18 protein-coding genes and 1 pseudogene are annotated in these 21,918 nt (G+C 60.2%); 15 read left to right on the plus strand and 4 right to left on the minus strand.

Going from position 1 to position 21,918, the window contains the following annotated elements; all coding sequences use genetic code 11:
* The first annotated feature begins 100 nt into the window (after positions 1-100).
* From IVB41_RS34805 to IVB41_RS34860, 12 genes are all read left to right on the plus strand, one after another.
* Positions 101-805, plus strand: a complete 705-nt coding sequence (locus IVB41_RS34805; RefSeq protein ID WP_247439257.1) for a GntR family transcriptional regulator — start codon at positions 101-103, stop codon at positions 803-805.
* Between the two features lie 208 nt (positions 806-1,013).
* Complete coding sequence (gene tcuA / locus IVB41_RS34810) at positions 1,014-2,534, plus strand: FAD-dependent tricarballylate dehydrogenase TcuA (RefSeq protein ID WP_247439259.1); 1,521 nt, start codon at positions 1,014-1,016, stop codon at positions 2,532-2,534.
* Positions 2,531-3,463 carry an MmgE/PrpD family protein gene (locus tag IVB41_RS34815; RefSeq protein ID WP_247439260.1) on the plus strand — a complete coding sequence of 311 codons (933 nt, stop codon included), beginning with the start codon at positions 2,531-2,533 and terminating at the stop codon, positions 3,461-3,463. Before tcuA ends, IVB41_RS34815 begins: the two co-directional genes overlap by 4 nt.
* A gap of 122 nt (positions 3,464-3,585) precedes the next feature.
* Positions 3,586-4,746 carry an ABC transporter substrate-binding protein gene (locus IVB41_RS34820; protein ID WP_247439262.1) on the plus strand — a complete coding sequence of 387 codons (1,161 nt, stop codon included), beginning with the start codon at positions 3,586-3,588 and terminating at the stop codon, positions 4,744-4,746.
* Between the two features lie 68 nt (positions 4,747-4,814).
* The gene (locus IVB41_RS34825; RefSeq protein ID WP_247439308.1) at positions 4,815-5,684 is read left to right on the plus strand and encodes a branched-chain amino acid ABC transporter permease; all 870 of its coding nucleotides are present in this window, start codon (positions 4,815-4,817) and stop codon (positions 5,682-5,684) included.
* Entirely contained in the window at positions 5,681-6,664 is a 984-nt protein-coding gene (locus IVB41_RS34830; protein ID WP_247439264.1) for a branched-chain amino acid ABC transporter permease, read from the plus strand. Before IVB41_RS34825 ends, IVB41_RS34830 begins: the two co-directional genes overlap by 4 nt.
* Positions 6,661-7,422 carry an ABC transporter ATP-binding protein gene (locus IVB41_RS34835; protein WP_247439266.1) on the plus strand — a complete coding sequence of 254 codons (762 nt, stop codon included), beginning with the start codon at positions 6,661-6,663 and terminating at the stop codon, positions 7,420-7,422. Before IVB41_RS34830 ends, IVB41_RS34835 begins: the two co-directional genes overlap by 4 nt.
* Positions 7,415-8,122 (plus strand): ABC transporter ATP-binding protein, encoded by a 708-nt coding sequence (locus IVB41_RS34840; RefSeq protein WP_247439268.1) that lies wholly within the window; start codon positions 7,415-7,417, stop codon positions 8,120-8,122. The genes IVB41_RS34835 and IVB41_RS34840 overlap by 8 nt, the downstream gene beginning before the upstream one ends.
* 35 nt (positions 8,123-8,157) lie before the next feature.
* Positions 8,158-9,051 carry an NAD(P)-dependent oxidoreductase gene (locus IVB41_RS34845; protein ID WP_247439270.1) on the plus strand — a complete coding sequence of 298 codons (894 nt, stop codon included), beginning with the start codon at positions 8,158-8,160 and terminating at the stop codon, positions 9,049-9,051.
* 46 nt (positions 9,052-9,097) lie between these two features.
* Positions 9,098-10,057, plus strand: a complete 960-nt coding sequence (locus tag IVB41_RS34850) for a tripartite tricarboxylate transporter substrate binding protein (protein WP_247439272.1) — start codon at positions 9,098-9,100, stop codon at positions 10,055-10,057.
* Between the two features lie 9 nt (positions 10,058-10,066).
* On the plus strand, positions 10,067-10,870 hold the full coding sequence (locus IVB41_RS34855) for an N-acyl homoserine lactonase family protein (RefSeq protein WP_247439274.1): 804 nt from the start codon (positions 10,067-10,069) through the stop codon (positions 10,868-10,870).
* Positions 10,871-10,940: 70 nt separating this feature from the next.
* Positions 10,941-12,419: an aldehyde dehydrogenase gene (locus IVB41_RS34860; protein WP_247439276.1), complete on the plus strand. Its 1,479-nt coding sequence runs from the start codon at positions 10,941-10,943 to the stop codon at positions 12,417-12,419.
* Between the two features lie 362 nt (positions 12,420-12,781).
* On the opposite strand, the gene IVB41_RS34865 is transcribed toward IVB41_RS34860, so the two are convergent.
* Positions 12,782-12,922 (minus strand): hypothetical protein, encoded by a 141-nt coding sequence (locus tag IVB41_RS34865; RefSeq protein WP_247439287.1) that lies wholly within the window; start codon positions 12,920-12,922, stop codon positions 12,782-12,784.
* A gap of 422 nt (positions 12,923-13,344) precedes the next feature.
* Here IVB41_RS34865 and IVB41_RS34870 point away from each other — a divergent pair, with 422 nt between their 5' ends.
* Positions 13,345-15,837 (plus strand): EAL domain-containing protein, encoded by a 2,493-nt coding sequence (locus tag IVB41_RS34870; RefSeq protein ID WP_247439296.1) that lies wholly within the window; start codon positions 13,345-13,347, stop codon positions 15,835-15,837.
* Between the two features lie 806 nt (positions 15,838-16,643).
* Here IVB41_RS34870 and IVB41_RS34875 read toward each other — a convergent pair.
* Together IVB41_RS34875 and IVB41_RS34880 are read right to left on the minus strand one after the other, a co-directional pair.
* Complete coding sequence (locus IVB41_RS34875; protein ID WP_247439299.1) at positions 16,644-17,264, minus strand: general stress protein; 621 nt, start codon at positions 17,262-17,264, stop codon at positions 16,644-16,646.
* Between the two features lie 35 nt (positions 17,265-17,299).
* Positions 17,300-17,620 carry a hypothetical protein gene (locus IVB41_RS34880; RefSeq protein ID WP_247439310.1) on the minus strand — a complete coding sequence of 107 codons (321 nt, stop codon included), beginning with the start codon at positions 17,618-17,620 and terminating at the stop codon, positions 17,300-17,302.
* Between the two features lie 2,003 nt (positions 17,621-19,623).
* On the opposite strand from IVB41_RS34880, the gene IVB41_RS34885 reads away from it, so the two are divergent.
* Both IVB41_RS34885 and IVB41_RS34890 read left to right on the plus strand, forming a co-directional pair.
* Positions 19,624-20,853: an ABC transporter substrate-binding protein gene (locus tag IVB41_RS34885; RefSeq protein WP_247439301.1), complete on the plus strand. Its 1,230-nt coding sequence runs from the start codon at positions 19,624-19,626 to the stop codon at positions 20,851-20,853.
* Positions 20,854-20,983: 130 nt separating this feature from the next.
* Positions 20,984-21,298 carry a hypothetical protein gene (locus IVB41_RS34890; RefSeq protein WP_247439303.1) on the plus strand — a complete coding sequence of 105 codons (315 nt, stop codon included), beginning with the start codon at positions 20,984-20,986 and terminating at the stop codon, positions 21,296-21,298.
* Positions 21,299-21,638: 340 nt separating this feature from the next.
* Here IVB41_RS34890 and IVB41_RS34895 read toward each other — a convergent pair.
* Positions 21,639-21,821: pseudogene (locus IVB41_RS34895) on the minus strand (IS3 family transposase); the annotation flags it as partial.
* Positions 21,822-21,918: the final 97 nt, after the last annotated feature.

Here is a 21,918-nt window from a genome sequence, read left to right on the forward strand (position 1 = left end):
CCTTGTACGGGCGGAAGGATCGGACGCAGATCATTGATGGACGGTTTGGCGCGTCACGCTGGTACGAGCAACGCCTGCTGAATGAGATCGGGATGACTTTATGAACGACCAGATGGTGTTGCCGGACCGCGCGAAGTTCGCGTCTGCTGCTGACTACGCTTACGCGGCACTGCGGCGTGAGATCATCGAGGGGCGCTTCGCCCCAGGTCGGCGCATGCGCGAGATCGAACTGGCGGAACACCTGGGCATCAGCCGAACTCCGACCCGTCAGGCGCTGACGCGGCTCGAGCTCGACGGCCTGCTCGATCTCCGGCCGAGAACCGGGCTTGTCGTGTCCGTTCTCGACATGGATGCGGTCGAAGAACTCTACGAGATGCGCGCGGCTCTCGAAGGCACCGCAGCTGCGATGGCCTCAAAGCATGCAAGTCCAAAAGATCTTGCTGCACTGGCGCGACTTGTCGCCGAAGGTGAAAAGCTCGACCGCGAGCCGTTCAAGCTCTATCGGCACAACAGGGAGCTGCACGACGCCATTCAAGTAGCTTCGCACAACCGCTACTTAGAAAAGAGCTTGTCGGCTCTGCAAGATGCCATCGCTCTTCTGGGGCCAACGACATTGGCCGAGAAGGGCCGCTTCGCCGTCGCTCAGGCCGAGCACGCTGCAATTGTGCAGGCTATTTCGCAAAGAGAAGGGGAAAAGGCCGATCGGCTTGCGCGGGCGCATGTCCTGAGCGCGCTCGAGACCCGTCGGGCCATCCTGGCAAAAGAGCGTGATCTCGAGGACCGTCGCGAACGGGACGGTAGCTGAATCAACGGGCGGGCTGCGCCGGCGTCGCCGTTTGCGCAGCTGTCTTCGATCCTCGGTCAACCCACAGAACCTGCCATAAGATACTGTTTTCACTAAAATTTCCGTAGGAATCGGAATCTCGTCGACCCGTCTTGCATTCCAATGTATACACTGGTATCCGTCAGAATACAGAAGATAGAAGAGCAAGGCTCGGCGGGAAGGAATGGAAATGCACGAAGAGTTCGATGTGATCGTCGTTGGCGCGGGAAACGCTGCTTTGGCTGCGGCAGTCTCGGCGAAAGAAAACGGCGCGGATCGTGTCGTCGTTCTCGAGAAAGCTCCCCGTGACATGCGAGGCGGAAACACGCACTGGAGCGGCGGCGTTCTGCGTTTCGCCTATGACGAGCCGCGCGAGATCGGAGCTCTGCTGCCTGGCGTCGAAGACGAATTCGAAAACTTCTACGACGGCATTTCACCTTACACGCAGGAAGACTTTCACGGCGATCTCATGCGTGTCACGAACGGGCGCACGGATCCGATCCTGTCTCGTCTTCTCGTGTCGAACTCGCAAGCGACCGTTCGCTGGATGAAGGATACCGGCGCCATCAAGATGGAGCCGGCAATCAGCCTTTCCGCCGTCAAGAAAGACAACGTCATGGTCTGGGCGCGCGGTCTCGTTGTACGCGCGGCGCACGAAGGCGTTGGTCTTTCCCGCAGCTGGTTTTCGACCTGCGAGCGCATGGGCATCGAGGTGCGCTACGGCAACGCCGTCTCGGAGCTGCTCGTCGATGACAATGGTCGCGTCGTCGGTGTCAAGTCCAAGGATGACGAAGGTGTCAAGTCGCTCGGTGCGAAGGCGATCGTGCTCGGCTGTGGCGGCTTTGAAGCAAACGTCCAGATGCGCACGCAGCATATCGGCCCGCTCGTCGGCGCCGCGAAGGTTCGCGGCACGCCCCACAATCAGGGCGACGGCTTGCGCATGGCACTCGCCATCGGCGCCATGCCGTGGGGGCAGTGGAGCGGCTGCCATGCAACGCCGATCAGCGCCGACTGGGGTGACTTCGCGCCGCGCGAGATGACCGACCGCAGCAATCGCCTGTCCTACGTCTATTCCGTGATGATCAACCGCAAGGGCAAGCGCTTCGTCGACGAAGGCGAAGACGGCGCGCTCTTCACTTACGCCAAATTCGGCCGCGCCATCCTGGCCGAGCCCGGCGCCAAGGCCTATCAGCTGTTCGACAGCAAGGTGGTCCATTTGCTCGAGCCGCGCTATTCGACCAGCGATCCGATCAAGGCCAATTCACTCGAGGAGCTGATCACGCAGCTCGATATCGATGACAAGGCGCAGGCGATCAAAACGGTCGTGAACTACAACGATCATGCCCGCTCGGAGGACGAAGGCTTCGATCCCACCAAGAAGGACGGCCTGTCGACCAAGGGCCTCGATATCGAGAAGACCAATTGGGCGCTACGGCTCGACAAGCCGCCCTACTATGCCTACAGCGCGACGGGCGGCATCACCTTCACGTTTGGCGGCCTTAAGATCAACGAGAACGCCGAGGTGATCGGCACCGACTGGCGCCCGATCAAGGGTCTGTACTGCTGCGGTGAACTGGTCGGCGGCCTCTTCTATGACAACTATCCCGCAGGCACCGGTCTCGTCTCGGGCGCGACCTTCGGCAGGATCGCAGGCCGAAACGCAGCTGGCCAGCAGAGCGTGGCGGCGGCCAAAGCGGTGGCGGCGCAATGAGCGTCAGCGCCAAGATGTCGAGCCTGGCGGAGCGGATCAATAGCTACGATCTGGAGCAGCGCGATGCAAAGGCTGTTGGACGAGCCAAGGCCGCCATCATCACGGCGTTCGGACAGACGCTGTCCGGCGCGCCGGCCGCCATCACCCAGGCGTTGCTTGCGACATCGGGTATCGCGGCGAGCGGCGGCGCGTCGGTTGTGTTCGGCACTGAACGGCGCACCAGCGCGGTCGATGCCGCGTTGATTAACGCTACGGCGGCCGTCGCTGGATCCAGGGCGGCGCCCAATGCCGCGAATGCAGCCTTTGTCGTCGCGCTGTTCGCCCTGTGCGAGGAGCGTGGAAAAACCGGCCAGGAGTTCATTGTCGCGCTGATGGCAGGCGCCGAGATTTCGCACTCACTGCCGCCGGCTGGCCAGCTCGGAGCTGCCGTGCTGGGCAGCGTCGCGGCCGCGGCCCGATTGCTCGGACTGAGTCGGCCGAAGATTGCGGCCGCGCTGCTCATGGCGGGCAATCCCGCAACCGGGCAGGGCGGAGCTGAAGCGCTCATGGTCGGTGAAAGCCTGAGACATGCTTTGCTTGCCGCGTTGCTGGCCGAAGCGATGGACGAGGCGTCTTGCCATCAGATGACCGAAGGCGATCAGCGCGCCGCAGGCGACGGTCCGTCGGGAGCGCAAGCTCTCGATCTCCTTGCGGTCCATTCGCCGCCGGCCGCCGATCTCTGGGATCAGTTCGATCAGCACGCCGGCGCCGTCCTGCCGCGCGATGATATCGCTCCGCTCTTCGAGCGGCTCGAGACGATCGAGAAGGTGAAGGACCTCGCGACGGTTTCGCGCCTATTGCAGGGACGCGGCACGCGAGCAGCACCAAAGAAGGTCATCTTCGCGCCACGCGGAATGCATGAGCCGGAGGAGACCAACTGGGTTCCTTAAGTCCCGCGAACGAGGGCGATGACGTTAGGCCGCCATCGTAGATGACGAGCATCACCTGACAAAAGCCGCGCTTGAAAGAAACGAGCAAGGCAGACAAGAGCAACATCTGGGGAGAGATTGGAATGAAGCGTTTTGAGTTGATTGCCGTCCTGGCTGCAATGGTCACCTGTTCCGGCGCCGCCTGGGCCGAAGACAGTGTCACGATCGGCGTGCACGCCAGCTTTTCCGGCGCAGGCGCCGCGTTCGCGGAAGGCATGCTCGCCGCCACCGATTTTGCCGCGGAAGACGTCAACAAGGATGGCGGTCTCGAAGTCGCCGGCAAGCGCTACAAGATCCTGATCAAGCAATATGACGACCGCTACCGCGCCGCAGACGCGGTCACGGCGATGGATCGCCTCATGATCCAGGACGGAATCCATTTCGTGGTCGGCCCGATGGGCTCGGCCGCGGCGGTGGCGACCAAGGATCAGACCACGTCCGGCAAAGTCATCACCATGACGCTCGCTTTCACGCCGCGGGCCCTCGGGGCCGATGCGCCGTTCTCCTATCGCCCGGTGATTACGACTGGCGAATTCTCCGACCCGCAGGTGGCGTGGCTGATGAAGAGCACGTCGGCCAAGCAGGTCGTGTCGCTGCTTCCCAACGATGAGACCGGGCAGCAGATCGGCGTTGCGAACTTCAACTCGTACGCCAAGGCCGGCACGAAGCTGCAGGTCGAGTATTTCGAGCGCGAGCGCGTCGACTTCGTGCCCGTTCTCACGCGTATCCTGATGAAGGCCGATGGGCTCGAGCTCGGCGGCAATTCTCCGACCACCGCCGGCCTCATTCTGAAGCAGGCGCGCGAGCTCGGCTATCGTGGTCCGGTTTTCGTCACGGGCGGCGATGTTTCGGCCGAGATGCTGAAGGTCGCGGGCAAGGATGCAGCCGAAGGGACCTACGTTCACTTGCCCATCGACACGGGCCTGCCTGACACGGCGGCCTACGTTGCCCGCTTCAAGGCCAAGTATGGGCAGAACATGAACGGCTTCAGCCCGTTCTTCTATGCCGGCCTGCAGATGCTGTTCACGGCCATGAAGAAGGCCGGGACCGTGGACGATACGACCAAGATCGCGACGACGCTCGATGGATTGTCGGATGTCCTGACCACGATGGGCAAGGCCGGTTGGACCGGCGAGCAGAAGTACGGAAGCAAGCGCCAGATCGATCTTCCCTTCTACGTCGGGCAGATCAAGGACGGCGTCGTCACGAAGGTTGCGACCTGCGACGTCAATGCGTGCAAATAAGTGACCGCTGAAAACTGGCGAGGCATGATCTGCCTCGCCGCTGCGATTGGAGTCCTCGTCCCGTGAGCATGGACATCATTCTGGCCCAGACCGTCGTCAACGGCCTCATGGTAGGCATGATCTATGTGCTGATGGCCATCGGCTTCACTATGGTGTTCGGTATTATGCGCATCGTCAATTTTGCGCATGGCGAGTTCTACATGGTCGGCGCCTTCCTGTTCGCCATCCTCTATGGCAGCAACAACATGCCGTTCGTCGTTAGCGTCCTCCTTGCCGTGGGCGCAACGGCCCTGCTCGGGCTGGTGATGGAGCGGGTCGTGTTTCGCCGGTTTCGCGGCAACGACATCAACGGCATGATCGCCTCGGTCGGCGTCGCGCTTATCATCCAGAACAGCGCGCTGCTGATGTGGGGATCGTCGGCACGCACCGTGCCGCCCGTCGTCTCCGGCGTTCTGTCCATCGACGGGATCGTATTTCCGTGGTCGCGGCTGGTCGTCATCATCGGTGCGATCCTTGCCGTGGTGTCGCTCAATCTGTTGATCGGCCATACAAGGATCGGCCGCGCCATGCGGGCCGTGGCCCAGGACGCGGAAATTGCCCAGGTGCAGGGCATTCGCGTCGATGTCATCTTTCCCGCCGCGTTCGTGCTGGGCGTCAGCCTGGCGGCATTCGCCGGCGTCCTGATGGCGCCGGTGCTGTCGGTGTCGCCCTTCATCGGCCTGGCGCCGACCTTGAAAGCATTCGTCATCGTCGTCATCGGGGGACTGGGCAGCGTCCCAGGCGCGGTTGTCGGCGGACTGCTCATCGGCCTGATCGAGAGTTTTGCCGGCACCTTCGTCAGCGCCTCGTTGGCCGAGATTCTACAATTCTTAGTCGTGATCGCCGTCGTGCTGCTGCGCCCGCAAGGCCTGCTCGGCCGAAAGGAGCGTGAGGCGTGAATCGTCCAACCACCAAGCCTGTGCACTTTGTCGGCGTCGGCGTGGCAGTCATCCTTGCCGTGCTGCTGCCCTGGTTCGCGCCGAACCAGTTCTATGTTCACCTGGCGACAGTCGGCTGCATCAACTTGATGCTGGTGCTTGGCCTCGCCATCATTGCCCGGGCCGGGCAGCTGTCGATGGGCCATGGCGGCTTTGCACTGGTCGGCGGCTATGTCTCGGCGCTGTTGTCGATGAAAGGGTGGCCGCCTCTGCTGACCCTGTTCATCGCGGCTCTGGTTGCGGCCGTCATCGCTGCCGCTCTTGGCTGGATCATCCTGCGTCTGCGCGGCGTCTATTTCGTGCTGGTGGCCTTTGCCTTCAGCCAGATCGCGGTGTTGCTCGCGTTGGACATGAGCTCGATCACGGGCGGCGCCAACGGGCTGGTGGGCGTCCCTCCAATCTCAATCTTCGGATATGTGCTTCGCGCCAAGCCGCAATTCTATCCCTTCGCGCTCGGCTGCGCGCTGGCGACGCTGCTGCTGACCTGGCTGCTGTATCGGTCGCCTCTGGGGACGATGATGGCGGCCACCGCCGAGAACCAGCGCCTCACCGAGTCCAGCGGCATCGATACCCATCGGGTCCAGGTGATTGCGTTTACGATCGGATCGGGCATCGCCGGATTCGCTGGCGCGTTGTCGACGCACTATCTCCGTTTCATCTCCCCGGATTCGTACACGTTCTGGGAGTCGGTGTCTTACTTGACCATGCTGGTGGTTGGCGGGCGCGAGGGCGTGCTGGGTCCTGTGGTCGGCGTGCTTGTCCTCACGCCGTTGCCGGAGTTGCTGCGATCCACCGAAGGATTGCAGCACATCATCTACGGGACGATACTGGTTCTTTGCCTGATGTTCGTGCCGAACGGCCTGGCGAGCCTCGTCCACATCGGGCGTTTGCGCCAACGCGTCGCACCAGCCAACGCAACGCTCGTGGAGGAAGCGCCATGAGCATGCTACAAGTCGATAGTCTGAAGCGGTCCTTCGGCGGCCTCGTTGCCGTCCGAAACGTCTCCTTCGATGTCAATGAGGGGGACTTTCTCGGTCTCATCGGCCCGAATGGCGCCGGCAAGACCACGTTGTTCAACGTGATCTCCGGCGTGTTGAGGCCCTCGGCGGGCACGGTCCGGTTTCTGGACCGCGACATCTCGGGGCAGCCGGCCAATCAAACGGTTCGTCAGGGGCTTTCGCGGACCTTCCAGGCGGCAACCATCTATTCCGAAGCGACGGTCATCGAAAACGCAGCGCGCGGGACGCTGGGCTCGAACTCGACCGGCCTGTGGGGAGGGTTTTTCTCCGGCAAGTGGCGAGCGGAGGCCGAAGATAAAGCGCTCCATGTGCTCGAGCTGCTCGGGCTGACGCGCCGCGTGGGCCTGAAGGCCCGTGAGCTGTCCTATGGTGAGCAGCGACGTCTCGGCGTCGCGGTCGCGCTTGCCAGCGAACCGCGGCTGTTGATGCTGGACGAACCCGTCGCCGGGCTCAATCCGGAGGAAGCGGCCGAGCTCGCTTCGGTTCTGCGCCGGGTGAAGGCGGAGCGCGGCCTCACGATGGTGATGGTCGAGCACCACATGCGCACGGTCATGGGCCTGTGCAATCGCGTCGTGGTGCTGGACCACGGTACGATGATTGCGCAAGGAACACCTGCGGAAGTCGTATCAAACCCAGTCGTGATCGAGGCGTATCTCGGCAAGGAGGCGGTCCATGCTTGATGTGCGCGGGATCAGCGTCTCCTACGGTCCCCTCACGGCGGTCCGCAATCTGAGCCTGTCCGTTGCCGAGGGGGCGATCGTCTCGCTCATCGGTTCGAACGGCGCGGGCAAGACCACCACGATGAAGGCCATTATCGGCCTCAGGCCACTGAGCGGCGGTGAGATCTATTTCGACGGGGAGCGCATCGATGGCGTCTCTGCCTCGCGGCGTGTCGGGCGCGGGATCTCGCTGTCGCCCGAAGGACGGCGCGTCTTCCCGCAGATGAGTGTACTCGACAATCTGCTCGTGGGTGGCTACTCGCAGCGCGACAAAGCGCAGCAGAAGAAAACGCTGGACCAGATCTACGGATACTTCCCCCGCCTGGTGGAGCGGCGGACCCAGATGGCGGGTTCGCTGTCGGGCGGAGAGCAACAGATGGTTGCCATCGGTCGCGCTCTGATGGCGAGGCCACGACTTTTGCTCCTCGACGAACCATCGCTCGGGCTTGCTCCGATCATCGTCGACGAGATCGCGCGCATCATCGGCGAGATCAACCGCGATATCGGGACGTCGATCATCCTGGTGGAGCAGAATGCAAAGCTTGCCCTCAACCTCTGTCACGAGGCTTTTGTGCTGGAAACCGGCGCGGTCGCGCTGAGCGGGAAGGGCCAGGAACTGCTGGCCAGCGACTATGTGCGGCGGGCCTATCTCGGTATCTGAATGTTTTTTCTGTCGGGAAATTCCGGAGCTTTGACATGACTGGATCTTCGACCTTCGGCTTCATCGGTTTGGGCGTCATGGGTGAACCCATGTGCCGGCATCTCGTGCAGAAGACAAAGCAAAAGGTGCTGATCCACGACCTCAACGCGGAACCCGTGGCGCGACTGGTTCAGGCCGGGGCGGTCGATGCCGGCTCGGTTGCTGCGGTGGCCAAGGCCGACATCGTCTTCATTTCGATGCCGAGCGGCGAGCATTTGAAGAAGATTTGCGAAATGCCGGGCGGGCTGCTTGAATTTGCACGCGCCGGTCAGACCATCGTCGACCTGTCCACGAGCCCGCTGAAACTGACGCGCGAACTGGCCGGAGTCTTTGCCGCGAAGGGACCCGATTATGCCGATGCACCGGTCGCCCGGACGCGCGCGGCTGCCGAGGCGGGGACACTGGCGATCTCCGTCGGCGCTACGCCGGATGTGTTTACGCGGATCGAGCCGCTGCTGCGCTGCTTCGCTTCTGACGTGACTCATTGCGGCGACGTCGGAACCGGCCAGATCGTCAAAATTCTGAACAACATGGTCGTGGTGGGGACGGTGACGGCCCTTTGCGAGGCGTCCGCGATCGCGAACGCCGCTGGCATGTCGACTCAGACCTTGTTTGATGCCCTCTCCAAAGGCTCTGCCGACAGCTTTGCGCTGCGCAACCACGGCTACAAGGCCGTCGCGACACAAGAGTTTCCCGAGCGGGTCTTCTCGACCGACTACATGCACAAGGACGTGTCCTACGCGCTCGACATGGCGAGGGACGCAGGCATCGAGGCAAGGGAAGCGGCGCTGGGCGCGGCTCTTCTGACGGAAGCGTCCAAGGCCGGGTTTGGCGCGAATTACTGGCCGGTCATCGTGAAGGTCATCGAACGTGGCTCGAAGAAGTCGTAGTCGGCGCGTGAAAACGAAAAAGCAAAAAAAGCGATGGGAGGGTTCCGTGCGGGTGTTGTTGTTGTCGATCGCGTTCGCGCTGTCACATGTGAATTTAGCCGTAGCTGCTGAAGCCTATCCCTCTCAACGGATCACGGTCATCGCGCCGTTTGCCCCGGGCAGCGGGACCGATGGGGTGGCGCGCATTGTGTTTCAGCGGCTGTCGGAGCTGCTGAAGACGACGATCATTATCGACAACCGCGTTGGCGCAAACGGTGCGCTGGGAGCGACGGCTGCCGCGCGATCAGCGCCCGACGGCTACACATTGCTGGTTGGCGGAACGTCTACGCACGCCGCGAATCCAAGCCTGCTGAAATCGATCCAGTACGATCCCATCGCAGACTTTGCTCCGATTTCGCAGTTCGGCGTGTTTCCTTACTTTCTGATTGTCGATCCTTCACTGCCCGTCAAAAACGTGGCAGATCTCGTTGCGCTCGCGAAAAGCAAGCCCGGCACGTTGACGTTCGGATATGCCAATGCGCTTGGTCAACTGTCCGGGGAGGCGTTCAAGCGGCGGGCGGGGATCGACATTGCCGCTGTGCCTTACCGGAACAGCCCTCAGGTCGTCACCGATATTATCGCCCAGCGCGTCTCCATGACCTTCATGGACATGGCGCCCGCGGTCTCCCAGGTCGAGGCTGGCTCGGCTCGTGCGCTTGCCACCACAAATCCGGACCGCGCCTCGCTGTTCCCGCAAATCCCGACCATGAAGGAGGGCGGTGTCGCGTTCATCAACATATCCGCATGGTCCGGCCTGTTTGCTCCCAAGGACACGCCGCCCGAGATTGTCGCGAAGCTCTCCGAAGGTGTACGCGAGGTGTTGGCGGAGCCCGAGATCCGGAGCCGTCTTGCTGACATCGGCTTCGAGGTTCAGTGGATGGCCCCGTCCGATTTCGCCAGGCATCTCAAGGACGACATCGAATTGTGGGCCACGACAACGAAGGAAGCTGGCATCGAGCGCCAGTGAAAGATGGACATGTCCGAGTATGAAATCTACGCGATCCGATACGCGGCGAAGGAAGAGCGCCGCGCATCCGAGAACTTCATCGACAGCAGCGATGTGCCTGACGTTCCGATGCCGCTGGATTTTTTCGTCTGGGCGCTGGTTGGCCGGGACCGCACCGTGGTCGTCGATACCGGCTTCGACGAGAGGGCAGGCAAGACACGCAACTATGCAGTCACGCGCCCAGTCGCCGAAGGCCTCAAGCAGATCGGCATCACTTCCGATAGCGTCAAGGACGTCATCCTCACCCACATGCATTGGGATCATGCCGGCAATCACGATTTGTTTCCGCGGGCGCGTTATCACGTTCAGGAGCGCGAGATGCATTTCTGCACCGGCCGCTGCATGTGCGATGCCGAGCAGAAGAAGGCCTACAACGCCGAGGACGTCAGCCATATCGTCCGGCGGAATTTTGAAGGGCGCGTGACTCTTCACGATGCCAATTCTCATTTCGACGACGGAATAACCCTGCACTGGCTCGGCGGCCATACCGCGGGGCTTCAGGTCGTGAGGGTGAGGACGCGCCGCGGCTATGTGGTGCTGGCCTCGGATGCCTCGCACTATTACGCCAACCTCCTGCAGCGCCGGCCGTTCCCCGTGTTGTTCGACACCAACCAGATGCTGAACGGCTTTGCGGTGATCGAGAAGTTGGCCGATGGCCCGTTGCACATTATTCCCGGTCACGACCGGCAGGTGCTCTCGCTGTTTCCTCCTGCCCGCGAAGGGATCAACGGGATCTCGCGATTGGACGCCGATCCCCTCGGGGGCCCAGCCTAGCCATCAACCAAAGCCAGACCTCCCGTCCGGGATGAAACAGGCAATTCGCCAGTTGCGGAGACAATCGAGCATGCCAAAGAAATACGGAATTGCCATTGCCAACGAGACGGTCAGTGCTCCGAACCAGGAATGGTTCGCCGCCATAAACCCTTATACCCGCGAGGAATGGGCGCAGGTCGCGCAGGCGACCCCCGCGCAGGTCGCCGATGCCATTGCCGCAGCGCGACGCGCCTATGACTCCATCTGGAGCATGACCACGGGTCTTGCTCGCGCGACTTTGCTGAACAAGCTCGCCGATCTGCTCGATGAGCAGGCCAAGCGGATCGCCATCATGGAGAGCACCGACAACGGCAAGATCATCCGGGAGACGCACGGGCAGATGCACTTTGCCGCGCGCGCCTACCGGTTTTTCGCAGGCTGTGCCGACAAGATCTTCGGCGACACCATCCCGCTCGACCAGCGCGACGTGTTCGATTTCACGCGCCGCGAGCCGATCGGCGTCGCGGTGCTGATCACCGCCTGGAACTCGCCGATGGGCTTGCTTGCCAACAAGCTCGCGCCAGCGCTGGCCGCGGGCAATTGCGTCGTCATCAAGCCGTCCGAGCATGCGTCGGTAACGACGCTCGAGTTCGCCGAGCTGATTCGCGAGGCGGGCTTCCCCGCCGGCGTCGTCAATGTCGTCACCGGCAATTACAGGACGGGTCAGGCGCTGCTCTCGAGCGGCCGAATTGACCGTGTCAGTTTTACGGGGAGCCCGAACGTCGGCCGCCAGATCGCGGCGGAAACAGGCCGGTGCCTTGTCCCGGTCACGCTGGAGCTGGGCGGCAAGTCTCCCAATATCATCTTCGAGGACGCCGATCTCGACAAGGCGACCGTCGGGGCTCTCGCCGGCATTTTCGGCGCGACCGGGCAGACCTGCATCGCCGGCTCGCGGCTCGTCGTGCAGCGATCCGTCCACGATGACATCGTGAAACGTCTCGTCGCTCGGGCGCACCAGATCAGACTGGGTAACCCCTTGGACAAGGCGACGGATATGGGGACGGTGGCGAACGAGCCGCAATTCGCACGCATCCTCAAATGCATCGGCGATGCCCAAAACGAAGGGGCAGTTCTCGCGTGTGGCGGCAAACCGGCGACGGGCGATGGTCTTGGCAACGGTCTGTTCATCGAGCCGACCATCTTCACCGGAGTCGAGAACAAGATGGCAATCGCTCAGGAAGAGGTGTTCGGACCCGTGCTCTCGATCATTCCCTTCGACACGGAGGACGAGGCGATCGGTATTGCCAACGACAGCAAATATGGCCTAGCGTCCGGAATCTGGACGACAAACCTGTCGCGCGCCTTGCGCGTGTCGAGGGCTGTCCACGCCGGAACGGTCTGGGTGAACACTTATCGCGCCTCCAGCGCAATGGCGCCGTTCGGCGGCTTCAAGGAGTCCGGCTTCGGGAAGGAGCGCGGCGTCGCGGCGCTGGACGAGTTCCTGCAGACCAAGAACGTGATGATCGATTTTTCCAACGAGGAGCGGGATCCGTTCGCCCTTAAGATGTGAGGTGCGGAGCCGCTGACGGCGTGCGCAGCTCATCGTGCGAATAGAGCGGCTTGAATGTGCCGTTTCCATCTCCAGAGCCGCGATCGGTCTTCTATAGAATAGCGGAGGTCGATGAGGTCGCCGTCGCCCTCAAGGCGTCCTCCCTGGACTCGAGCTCCGTGACCCCATGCGGTCGCGGAGCTCTTTTTCGCGGGTGGCCGGCTGCGGGCCTTCAGGCGCGGGGCGGTGAGTGTTCGACGCGCCCGGGCTGACGAGGCCGGCGCTCGCTCGCCTGAAAACGCATTATCCGGCAGCACGATGGCTGCGTTCATCCGCGGCTTCGCCGGATCTTCCTGCATTGCGAGTGTTTTCTAGTCACCGCGTTAGCAACGGCTGCAAAGCAGGTGCTCTTGCAGCGCCGTTCGGGCCATGATGAGGATCTCGTTGGCATGAACCGACCAGCTCACGTCGCGCAGCGCAACCAGTGCGCCGTACTGGACGGTTAAGCCTTCGACCCGCAGCACCTCGCCGGCACTCGTGCAGGTTCCCCCGGAATTTGCCACCCGGCTGGTCCATCCCTCGTTGTTCGATCGCAGCGGTGGACGCCGGTTTCATCGGCGGGCAGCTAACGGAGCAATGATTCGGATCAAATCGCGGGAGAAGCCTCGCAGCGGGGTCGTATTGCTGACGGACAGCGAAAACTTGTGCTGACTGGTTGCTTTCGACACTCTGGGGTAGCGCGACAGCATACCCTCAACCCGCCTGGCAAAGGCTGGTCTGCCGGCAAGCTCCTGCAGAAATGTCGCTCGGGCGCGTGCGCCTGTCAGGCGCGAAAACCGGCGCGCGGTCCACGCGATGCATGACCTAGCACTCGTTAAGATGTCCTAAAGCATCGATCCTAACTTGTTGTTTCCTTGGACTCACTAGGATGTTTGTGGGGGAGACCATGAACCACGAACTCATGTTCGCGGCACTGAACGCCACGAACGAAGCCATTCTACGTTCCGCGAGCAGCTCCGAACTTTACCAAAGAGTTTGTGATGCCGCGGTTCATGGCGGCCACATTCGAATTACAGCTGCCCTTTTCCCAAACAATACGGGGTCGCTCGACGTCGTCGCTGCAACGAGCGAGACAGGGTTCATTCCGCAAATCAGCATTTCAGTCGATGAGGCTTCAGTCCACGGCCACGGACTTGCGGGACGGGCATATCGCTCGGGGCACCCTGTTCTCAGCAATGACGTTCTTGGTGACGATACGCTGACCCCGTGGCGAGAGCATTCAATTGCTTGCGGCGTCGGTTCGACGTTGGCGGTTCCGATAGTCCAGCGCTCGCGAAGCATTGGCGTATTTCTATTCTGCTTCGCAGAAGCCAACTCTATCACAGCCGAAATAAGCGAGCTCCTCCAACGCGTTGTCGAGAACGTCGCATTTGCTCTCGAAAGGTTCGAGGGGGCAGAACGGCAAAAGGAGGCGGAGCGCGCTCAGCGCGAGGCAGAGGACAAAGAAGCTGCGTTGCACCGCATGTACATCGCGCTTTGCAAGACAAACGAAGCCATGATGCGGGCTGGGTCGCGCGAAGAACTCTACGATCTGGTTTGCGAGGCAGCGGTTCTGGGCGGCCATTTTACCTCGACGACAATTGCCCTAGCTCAGCCGGACGATCACTTCTTGAAGATCGTATCAACTAAGGGACAAAATGCCGATCGGGTTCGCAGCACAGCGTTTTCGGTTTTGGCAGACCATCCCCAGGGTAAGGGACTAACCGGCACCTCGTTTCGTTCGAGAATGCCATGCATCAAAAATGAGTTCTTGAGCGACGCGGGGACGACTCACTGGCATAAGCTTGCCGAACGAGGTGGAACACGCGCTGGTGCGAGCTTTCCTCTATTCAGGGAGGGTGAAGTCATCGGAGTCTTGCTCTTCCTAGCCAGCGAGGAAGGCATCTTCACCTCCGAGATCGCTGAGCTCCTGGCTAGGCTGGCGGAAAACGTCTCCTTTGCTCTTCACAATTTTGATCGGACCGAGGCAAAGAAAATCGCGGAAGAGCGCATCCGCTTCCTGGCGACCCACGATGCTTTGACAGGTATCCCTAATCGCTCGATGTTCAACACAATGGTCTCAGAAGCGCATCAGCGCGCGAGCAGAGCGCCGGGTAGCCGGTTTGCCGTTCTCTTCGCAGACCTTGACCGGTTTAAAATGATCAACGACTCGTTCGGTCATACTGCCGGCGATCAATTGCTTATCGAAGCATCCAAGCGGATGCGTGCAAATATCCGGGCTGAGGACGCGCTCGCCAGGCTGGGCGGCGACGAGTTCGTCGTTTTAGTTGACCAGTTGACCGGCAAAGATCAGGCGACGGCGATCGCCCAACGGCTTCTGGAAGCGCTCGAGTCACCTTTCCTCCTGTGTGGTCACGAATGCCGCATCACCTGTAGCATCGGAATCGCGATCTTCCCCGATGACGCCTCAGATCCTGAGGAGCTCGTCAAGCAGGCGGACACTGCAATGTATGCGGCCAAGGCAGGTGGAAAGAATGCATATCGTTTCTTTTCGGCGGAGCTGCAGTCGCATTCGCTGAAGCACCTCGTTCTCGAAGCGGACTTGCGCCGTGCAATGGAGAAAGAGGAGCTGTTTCTCCACTATCAGCCGAAGGTAGATACCGCAGGTCGCATTGTCGGTGTGGAGGCGCTTCTACGTTGGAAGCATCCCCAAAAAGGATTGATAGCCCCCGCAGCCTTCATTCCGCTGGCCGAGGAAACCGGTCTGATCATTCCGATTGGCAGGTGGGTATTGGCGACAGCTTGCCGACAGAGCACCATCTGGCAGTCACGCGGATTGCCCGCGATCTCTATGGCCGTTAATCTCTCGCCGAAGCAGTTCACCGATCATGAGTTGCTAGGATTTCTCGACGGGGTTCTACGCGAAACGGGGTTGGCTCCCGAGCTCCTACAGCTCGAGGTGACCGAGAGCATGGTGATGCAAAACGTCACGCATGCGACTGCGGTCATGCAGGCCATCAATCGTCGCGGTGTTCGTCTGGCAATAGACGACTTCGGCACGGGCTATTCGTCTCTCTCGTTGGTGAAAAGCTTTCCGATTGACACGATAAAGATCGACCGTTGCTTCGTTGGAGAAATTGGCCAAAACCCTCAAGACCGCGCGATTTCCGCAGCCATCATCACGCTCGGACGGGCGCTTGGTCTGACCGTAGTTGCCGAAGGGGTGGAGACCGCCGAACAAGACTCTATTCTAAAGGGTTTCAACTGTCATGAATTTCAAGGCTTCCTGTTCAGTCGCCCCGTGTCGGCCGACGAAATCTCGCGGTTGTTAGATGGCAGCCAACTCATGGAGCACCAAGCGTCTCCCTGCATCGTGCCGACGGGCGAGAAGGAAGCATCCAATGTGCTTGGCGTTCCAGCTTTTGGCGAAACCGTTTAGTCCATGTGACCGACGCGCGGAGGCTTCGCGATGTTGGTGAGCTGTCTGGGTGGCTTCGCCATCATGGAAGACCTCGAATGCGACATGGCAATCCTAGCGAACAGTGGCCGCGACTGGGCGGACCGCACCAAGCGTCTTGGCGTCCGACTTCCGATCTCGACCTCTTCTCACCCCGCCTGGTCGAGCGCTTCATTGGCGGATGGAGATCGCAGCCAAGGAACGGGCAGTGCTCGCCAATGCGCCGAATTCGGTCCAGAGCGCGGAAACGGATACTGCTCTTAGCCCCTGCTTATTATCCGGAATCCGGATGGCGACGTGGTCTCGGCGTGCTTCACACACCTGGCGCGGTACCGATCAATGATGTTGCGGCAGAGGCCAGCAGTATCGCTCCGAGTACATCCCGGCCGCTCAGGCTAAAGCCCGTGTGCCGTATCCCTGAATTGCACCTCGGCAGTATGGGCTCCGACCCACTTCGTCCGAAGCCGCCCGGTTGCCGAGACGCCGGGATTGCCCCACGGTGAGACGACCGCGAAGCCCATGCCGGCACCGAACGACGGGAGAGCGAGCGTCAGGGAAAGACGCTGTAGCCCCCGTCAACACGGCCGCTCCGGAAATGCCGGCTACCGACGGCTTGACTTGGTCTGCCACGGCAGAGGCATCATGGTGTTCGCCACCGTCGCTAGAAGCGCACCCGCGGCTACGGCACTCACGGTGCAATGACCCGAAAGGCAGCGCCGTCCAAGGGATAAAATGGGCAATCGTCCGGTTTAAATTGGCGACCCGCCGACGGCGGGCCGCCCGGTGAGTCATCGCATGCCGGTGCCGTAAAGCTGGCGTTCTCTGCGAACTTCCTCTGCGCCATAAGGCTGTGCAGATGGATCGTAATTCTTCCATCCTGCCTTCTGCCAGGCTGCGATCCGGTCGCGCAAATTGACAGCTGACTCGTTCAGGATCGCTTCGTATCGCGCGCGGTCCGCGTCCGGCACACGAGCGGACACCAGCGTACCGCCGCGCCGCACACCTTCGGCATAGAGCGGAGCTTCCTCATCGGATACGCCGGCCTGCGTCAGTGCCCCGACGACGCCGCCCGTCGCGCCGCCGGCAACGGCACCAAGCGCGGTCGACGCGAGCCATCCGGCCGCCACGACCGGACCCAAGCCGGGGATAGCCAATAAACCGAGGCCCGCGAGCAAGCCGGCAGCGCCACCAAGACCTGCGCCAAGGCCCGCACCCGTAGCCGCACCTTCCGCCCGATCGTCAACCCCATCGCGATCGCGATCGACCTTCTTATCGGTGCTGTACCAGTTATCGGAATTGTTCGCGACGATGCTCAGATCCGAATGCGGCACGCCCGCGGCCTCCAGGCTGGTCACCGCGCGCTGCGCATCGGAATAGTTGTCGTAGAGACGTGAAATCGTAATGGTCATCTTGAATCCTCTCATTCTTTACTGCTGCGCGCAGCTTACTTGGCAGCGTTCACGTTGCCCTGGAAATCCAGACTGACCGCGCTTGATGCACCGCCTTTACTGGCCTTTCCGCGCCAAACGCCGTTCTTGTCCTTCTTCAGGGATGTAACGTTGGTGTAGCCGGCGTCCTCGATCTTGGATTTGGCTTGGCCCTCGGTGAAGCTGTTGGCTCCTGCCACCGGCTTGCTGGAATTGTTCTGGCCTGAACTGTTGACCGCATTATTGTTTGGCCGATCGGCCGCCGGCGGGTTTTGCGCAAAGGACGGCCCGGCCAGGAGCGAAGCAGCCAACAGCAGCAGAAGAAATTTTTTATTCATATCGCGATCTCCAGTATTGGGATGGTACAACATAGGCTAGCCCGAGAAGTTCCAAGTTTTCCCGGTCTTCCGGCTTGGAGCCAGGTGCGTCGGCGTTAAGAGAGATAAGACGAACGTCTTAGATGAAATGGGGAGAGTGCGTGGCCGCTCTAGTTCGACCATCCAGATCTTCAAAAGCAGCATGGGGCTGTCGCGCCGCATGTGTCGCATATTCGTGCTGAGTACATTCGGGCCCCTGCGGCCGGAGTTTGCGCGCAAGGCCGTAAAAGCCGCGTGCATGCAGAAAGGCCTGACTCGGGAATTGGTGATCACCGGTCATGCGATGTCGGAATGACCGGCCGGCTTGGATTTTGTCATCTTGTTGCCTGCGATTCCAAGCTACCGATACTGCTGGCGACCGATTTTACCGACATTGAAGGCGAATTGCCGATAGAGCTTCCGCGGCTTTCAAAGCCGTCCACGCAGGAGCAGCTGTCGATGGAGATCGCGGCGCTTTCAAAGAGCGGAAGAAGTGGTAGCTCGGTGACAATGCGCGGATACACGAGCCTTGGACAGGCTGTACGAAGGCCGTCGAAGGTAGGCATACCGGGGCAATTTTCCCGGACGAGCCAGCTGCGACAAAGTGTCGAAGAGGCAAGCGTCTTTGGAGTCGACCAAGCGTGCCAACGACTATAGTCGTTCTTGCTGAATGGCCAACGCAATCCAAAAGCTCATTGCCGCGCGGCTTCTTCGCGCAACTCATGGCGGAAGGGCACTCTCGGCTCCCTGCAAATAGTAGCCGGCACGCAATGCATAAGTTACACAGAATGGGCTGTCTACTGGTGCGTTTTCCGCGAGTTTTGCGGTTCCGTCGCCGCATTTCCCGCTAACCGGCATTACTCTCCCGCCGAGGAGTACGATGTACGACGTCTATGTAAACAAGAGAAATGGTCTGCTTATTGTCGCGCGCGGCCGTTCCCTTCCGTCGAAGGCGACCGGCGTCTGGCGCAAAAAGAGGACAGTCCGGTCTGTCAGCAATCAGATTAGCGACGACGTCCGCCTTGTCGGCTATCATTCACGCAATCTAGCGACTAACCCAAAAGCCCGGTCAACTATCCCGACCTAATTCGATCATTGGAACTGCATCCAAATGAGGGCGCGCGGTTTACAGACCATCATCGCAGGCATAACAGCATCGCAGGCATAACAGCGACCTCCTTCCGGCTGCACTATCAGTTTTGGTCCGGCTGGTCGCGACTCATTCTTCGGTGGTGTTGAAGCAACCGATCGATGCGAAGGTACCACTGCTCGTACCGTTAACCCAAAAAATCAGGTCGCCTTGCTGCCGGCCAAATGTCGTCTACGCTTGAAGCCTCGGTCTGGAGCAAGATGAAAGTGATCAGGTCGTTGTACTTGGAGTGATATGTCTAGGTGGCATCGGAGCTATCGCTGCCGCTGGGTCCAAACCCGCTCCGTTATTGATGACGTCAATCACCTATCCCGCCGTCGCAGGCAACAAGGCTGATCGGCTATCGCTAGTCAGCACCCAACTCATCCAAAAAACTGTCAAGAAGGTGGTCCTGGCGTCCATGCCGCCCTCCGAGCCGCCGACCCCACCTCAGCCTCAGCCAAAAGAAGTAGATAAGGCGAGTGCGCCGGAGTTCATTCCCCGCCACTGGCACGACCCTAATGACACCCGCGTCAGCGCCAGGAAGGTAAAGGCGGAGTCTAAGAAAAGTACATCGCGAAACGCCTCCGCCACAAAGTTGGCTGATGCGCAAGAGTGCCGAGCAGATGGCGTAAGCTCCATGCTGCGCAAGCTCAACTTGCAGGCCGCCTGCTCCCGCTAATTCCTGCGGAAGGAATTGTGCGCTGCGTCTAAGCTTGGCTTTTCCGACTGCTGAAGTGAAATGGCAGGCACGTTTCGTTGCTGCCGCGGACGGTTCTCATGCATACTCGCTAATGCGCGGCTGAACAGCTCACCAGAATGGCTGAAACAGTTTGTGCTTCAAGGGAGGACAACGATGCGTGGTTCTTACGTCAACTTTGTCTATTCGACCGCAATCACCGCGGTGCTTGTCGCGGCGATCTCGTCAAACGCAAGTGCTCAAAAGAAATACGATCCCGGCGCAACGGACACGGAAATCAAGGTGGGCAACATCATGCCGTACTCTGGTCCCGCATCCGCATATGCAACGATTGGAAAGACCGAAGCCGCCTACTTCAATAAGATTAACTCCGAAGGTGGCATCAACGGTCGCAAGATCAACTTCGTCTCTTATGACGATACTTACAGCCCGCCCAAAACGGTCGAGCAAGCCCGCAAGCTTGTGGAGAGCGACGAAGTGCTGCTGATCTTCAACCCCTTGGGCACGCCCGGTAACACCGCAATCCAGAAGTACATGAACTCCAAGAAGGTGCCGCAACTATTTGTCTCGACCGGAGCAGCCAAATGGAACGACCCGAAGAACTTCCCGTGGACCATGGGATGGCAGCCCAGCTATCAGGTCGAAGCTCGCATCTACGGCAAGTACATTCTGCAGAACTACCCCGGTAAGACTGTCGGTGTGCTTTATCAGAATGACGATTTCGGGAAAGACTACGTCACCGGCTTGAAGGATGGCCTCGGTGACCAGGCCAGCAAGCTTATCGTTGTTGAGGCAGCATACGAGACGAGCTCGCCTACTGTCGATTCTCAGGTGGTGCAGATCAAGGGCGCAAACCCTGACATCTTCGTCAATATCGCAACCCCGAAGTTTGCCGCTCAAGCCATCAAGAAAGTCGCCGAACTAGGGTGGCATCCCGTGCAGTTCTTGACCAACGTCTCTGGTTCTATAGGTGGGGTCATCAAACCTGCGGGCTTCGAGGCCAGCCAGGGCATCCTCTCTACCGCATACCTCAAGGACCCCAAGGATTCAGAGTGGAAGAACGACGCATCGATGAACGAGTGGCGGGCTTTCATGACGAAGTGGTACCCCGAAGGTGATCTCGACGACTCTGCGACTGTCTTTGGCTACGGTGTGGCTAAGGGCCTGGAGCAAGTCCTCCGTCAATGCGGTGACACGCTGACCCGTGAGAATGTAATGAAGCAGGCAGCCAACCTCGATTTTGAGATTGGAATTTACATTACGGGCACACGTATCAAGACAGGCCCTGACGATTTCGCCCCGATCGAGCAGCTCCAGATGATGCGATTTAAGGGAGAAAGCTGGGAGAGGTTCGGGCCGATCATGAGCGGTGCGCGAGGATCCTGATCCTATTTTGCGGTTGTACTTTGGCCCGCACCCCTCGTTCATCGAATAGGTGCGGGCCAGAGCAACCGACTGTCATTCTGTTCAAGAAGCTTTTGAAAATCGGTCAAAGCATCCAATCTACGAGAGAACAATGACGCACGCTGAAGTCGAGACCGAGTTGCTCGCCTTGCGTTCCGAACTCAATGAGCAAGCTACCAGAGCTAAATCTCGCGAGATCGAGTGGCGCAGGCTTGGCTTAATTGCGAAGGGAAGCGGTATATTAGCTTCATTGACCGGCCTCGGGTTCATCATTTCCAATCTGATGATCTCGAAAACGCCGTCCAATGGCAATTTTCACGACCAGCTTGTTATGATGAGTATATTTATGATCTTACTTGCCGTTCCCCTGATGCTCATAGGACAGGCTTTGCACAAGTCGCCGCAACTGGTCATCGGACGATCCTGACCGGTAGAGTTTCGGCGGCCAGGGTCGAAGTGACGTGCCGCACATACAGGACCCCAGTGAGTTCTCATTGTATTGGCACAGACACGCAATAGTGTGGTCTGACTTGGGACCACGAACATGGCAAGCTTTCGTACAGGGCTCTTCGCCATCGCAACTGCGGCCGCAATCGTTTCGACCGTAGGCTCGGTCTCCACTGCAAGTGCTGGACCGTATGATTGGATGAGCAATAAACCTTATGTTGCTTGCGTGCAGCAGGCTTACAGCCGCGGCCAGGTCATCACCCAGCTCTACGGTCATACGGCCGGTGTGTGAGCTGCTGCCGGTTTTGATGGACACGGGGTTAAGCTAATCCCACCTTGCGCTCGAACTCAACCGGGCTGACGTACCCGATCGTCGAATGACGGCGGATGCTGTTGTAGAACCGCTCGATGTAGTCGAACACATCTGCCTTGGCCTCATTCCTGTTGCGATAGGTCTTGCGCTCGGTGCGCTCGGTCTTCAACGACGAGAAGAAGCTCTCCATCGTAAGCGATGTTCTCAGGCCACGCGCCAGCGTTCTGGGGTAGCGAGATAGGCCCAGGGTAGCAGTTCGTCGATCTGGCTATTCGGGTGATCGTTGA

Source organism: Bradyrhizobium sp. 44 (assembly GCF_023073095.1).
Taxonomy (GTDB): domain Bacteria; phylum Pseudomonadota; class Alphaproteobacteria; order Rhizobiales; family Xanthobacteraceae; genus Bradyrhizobium.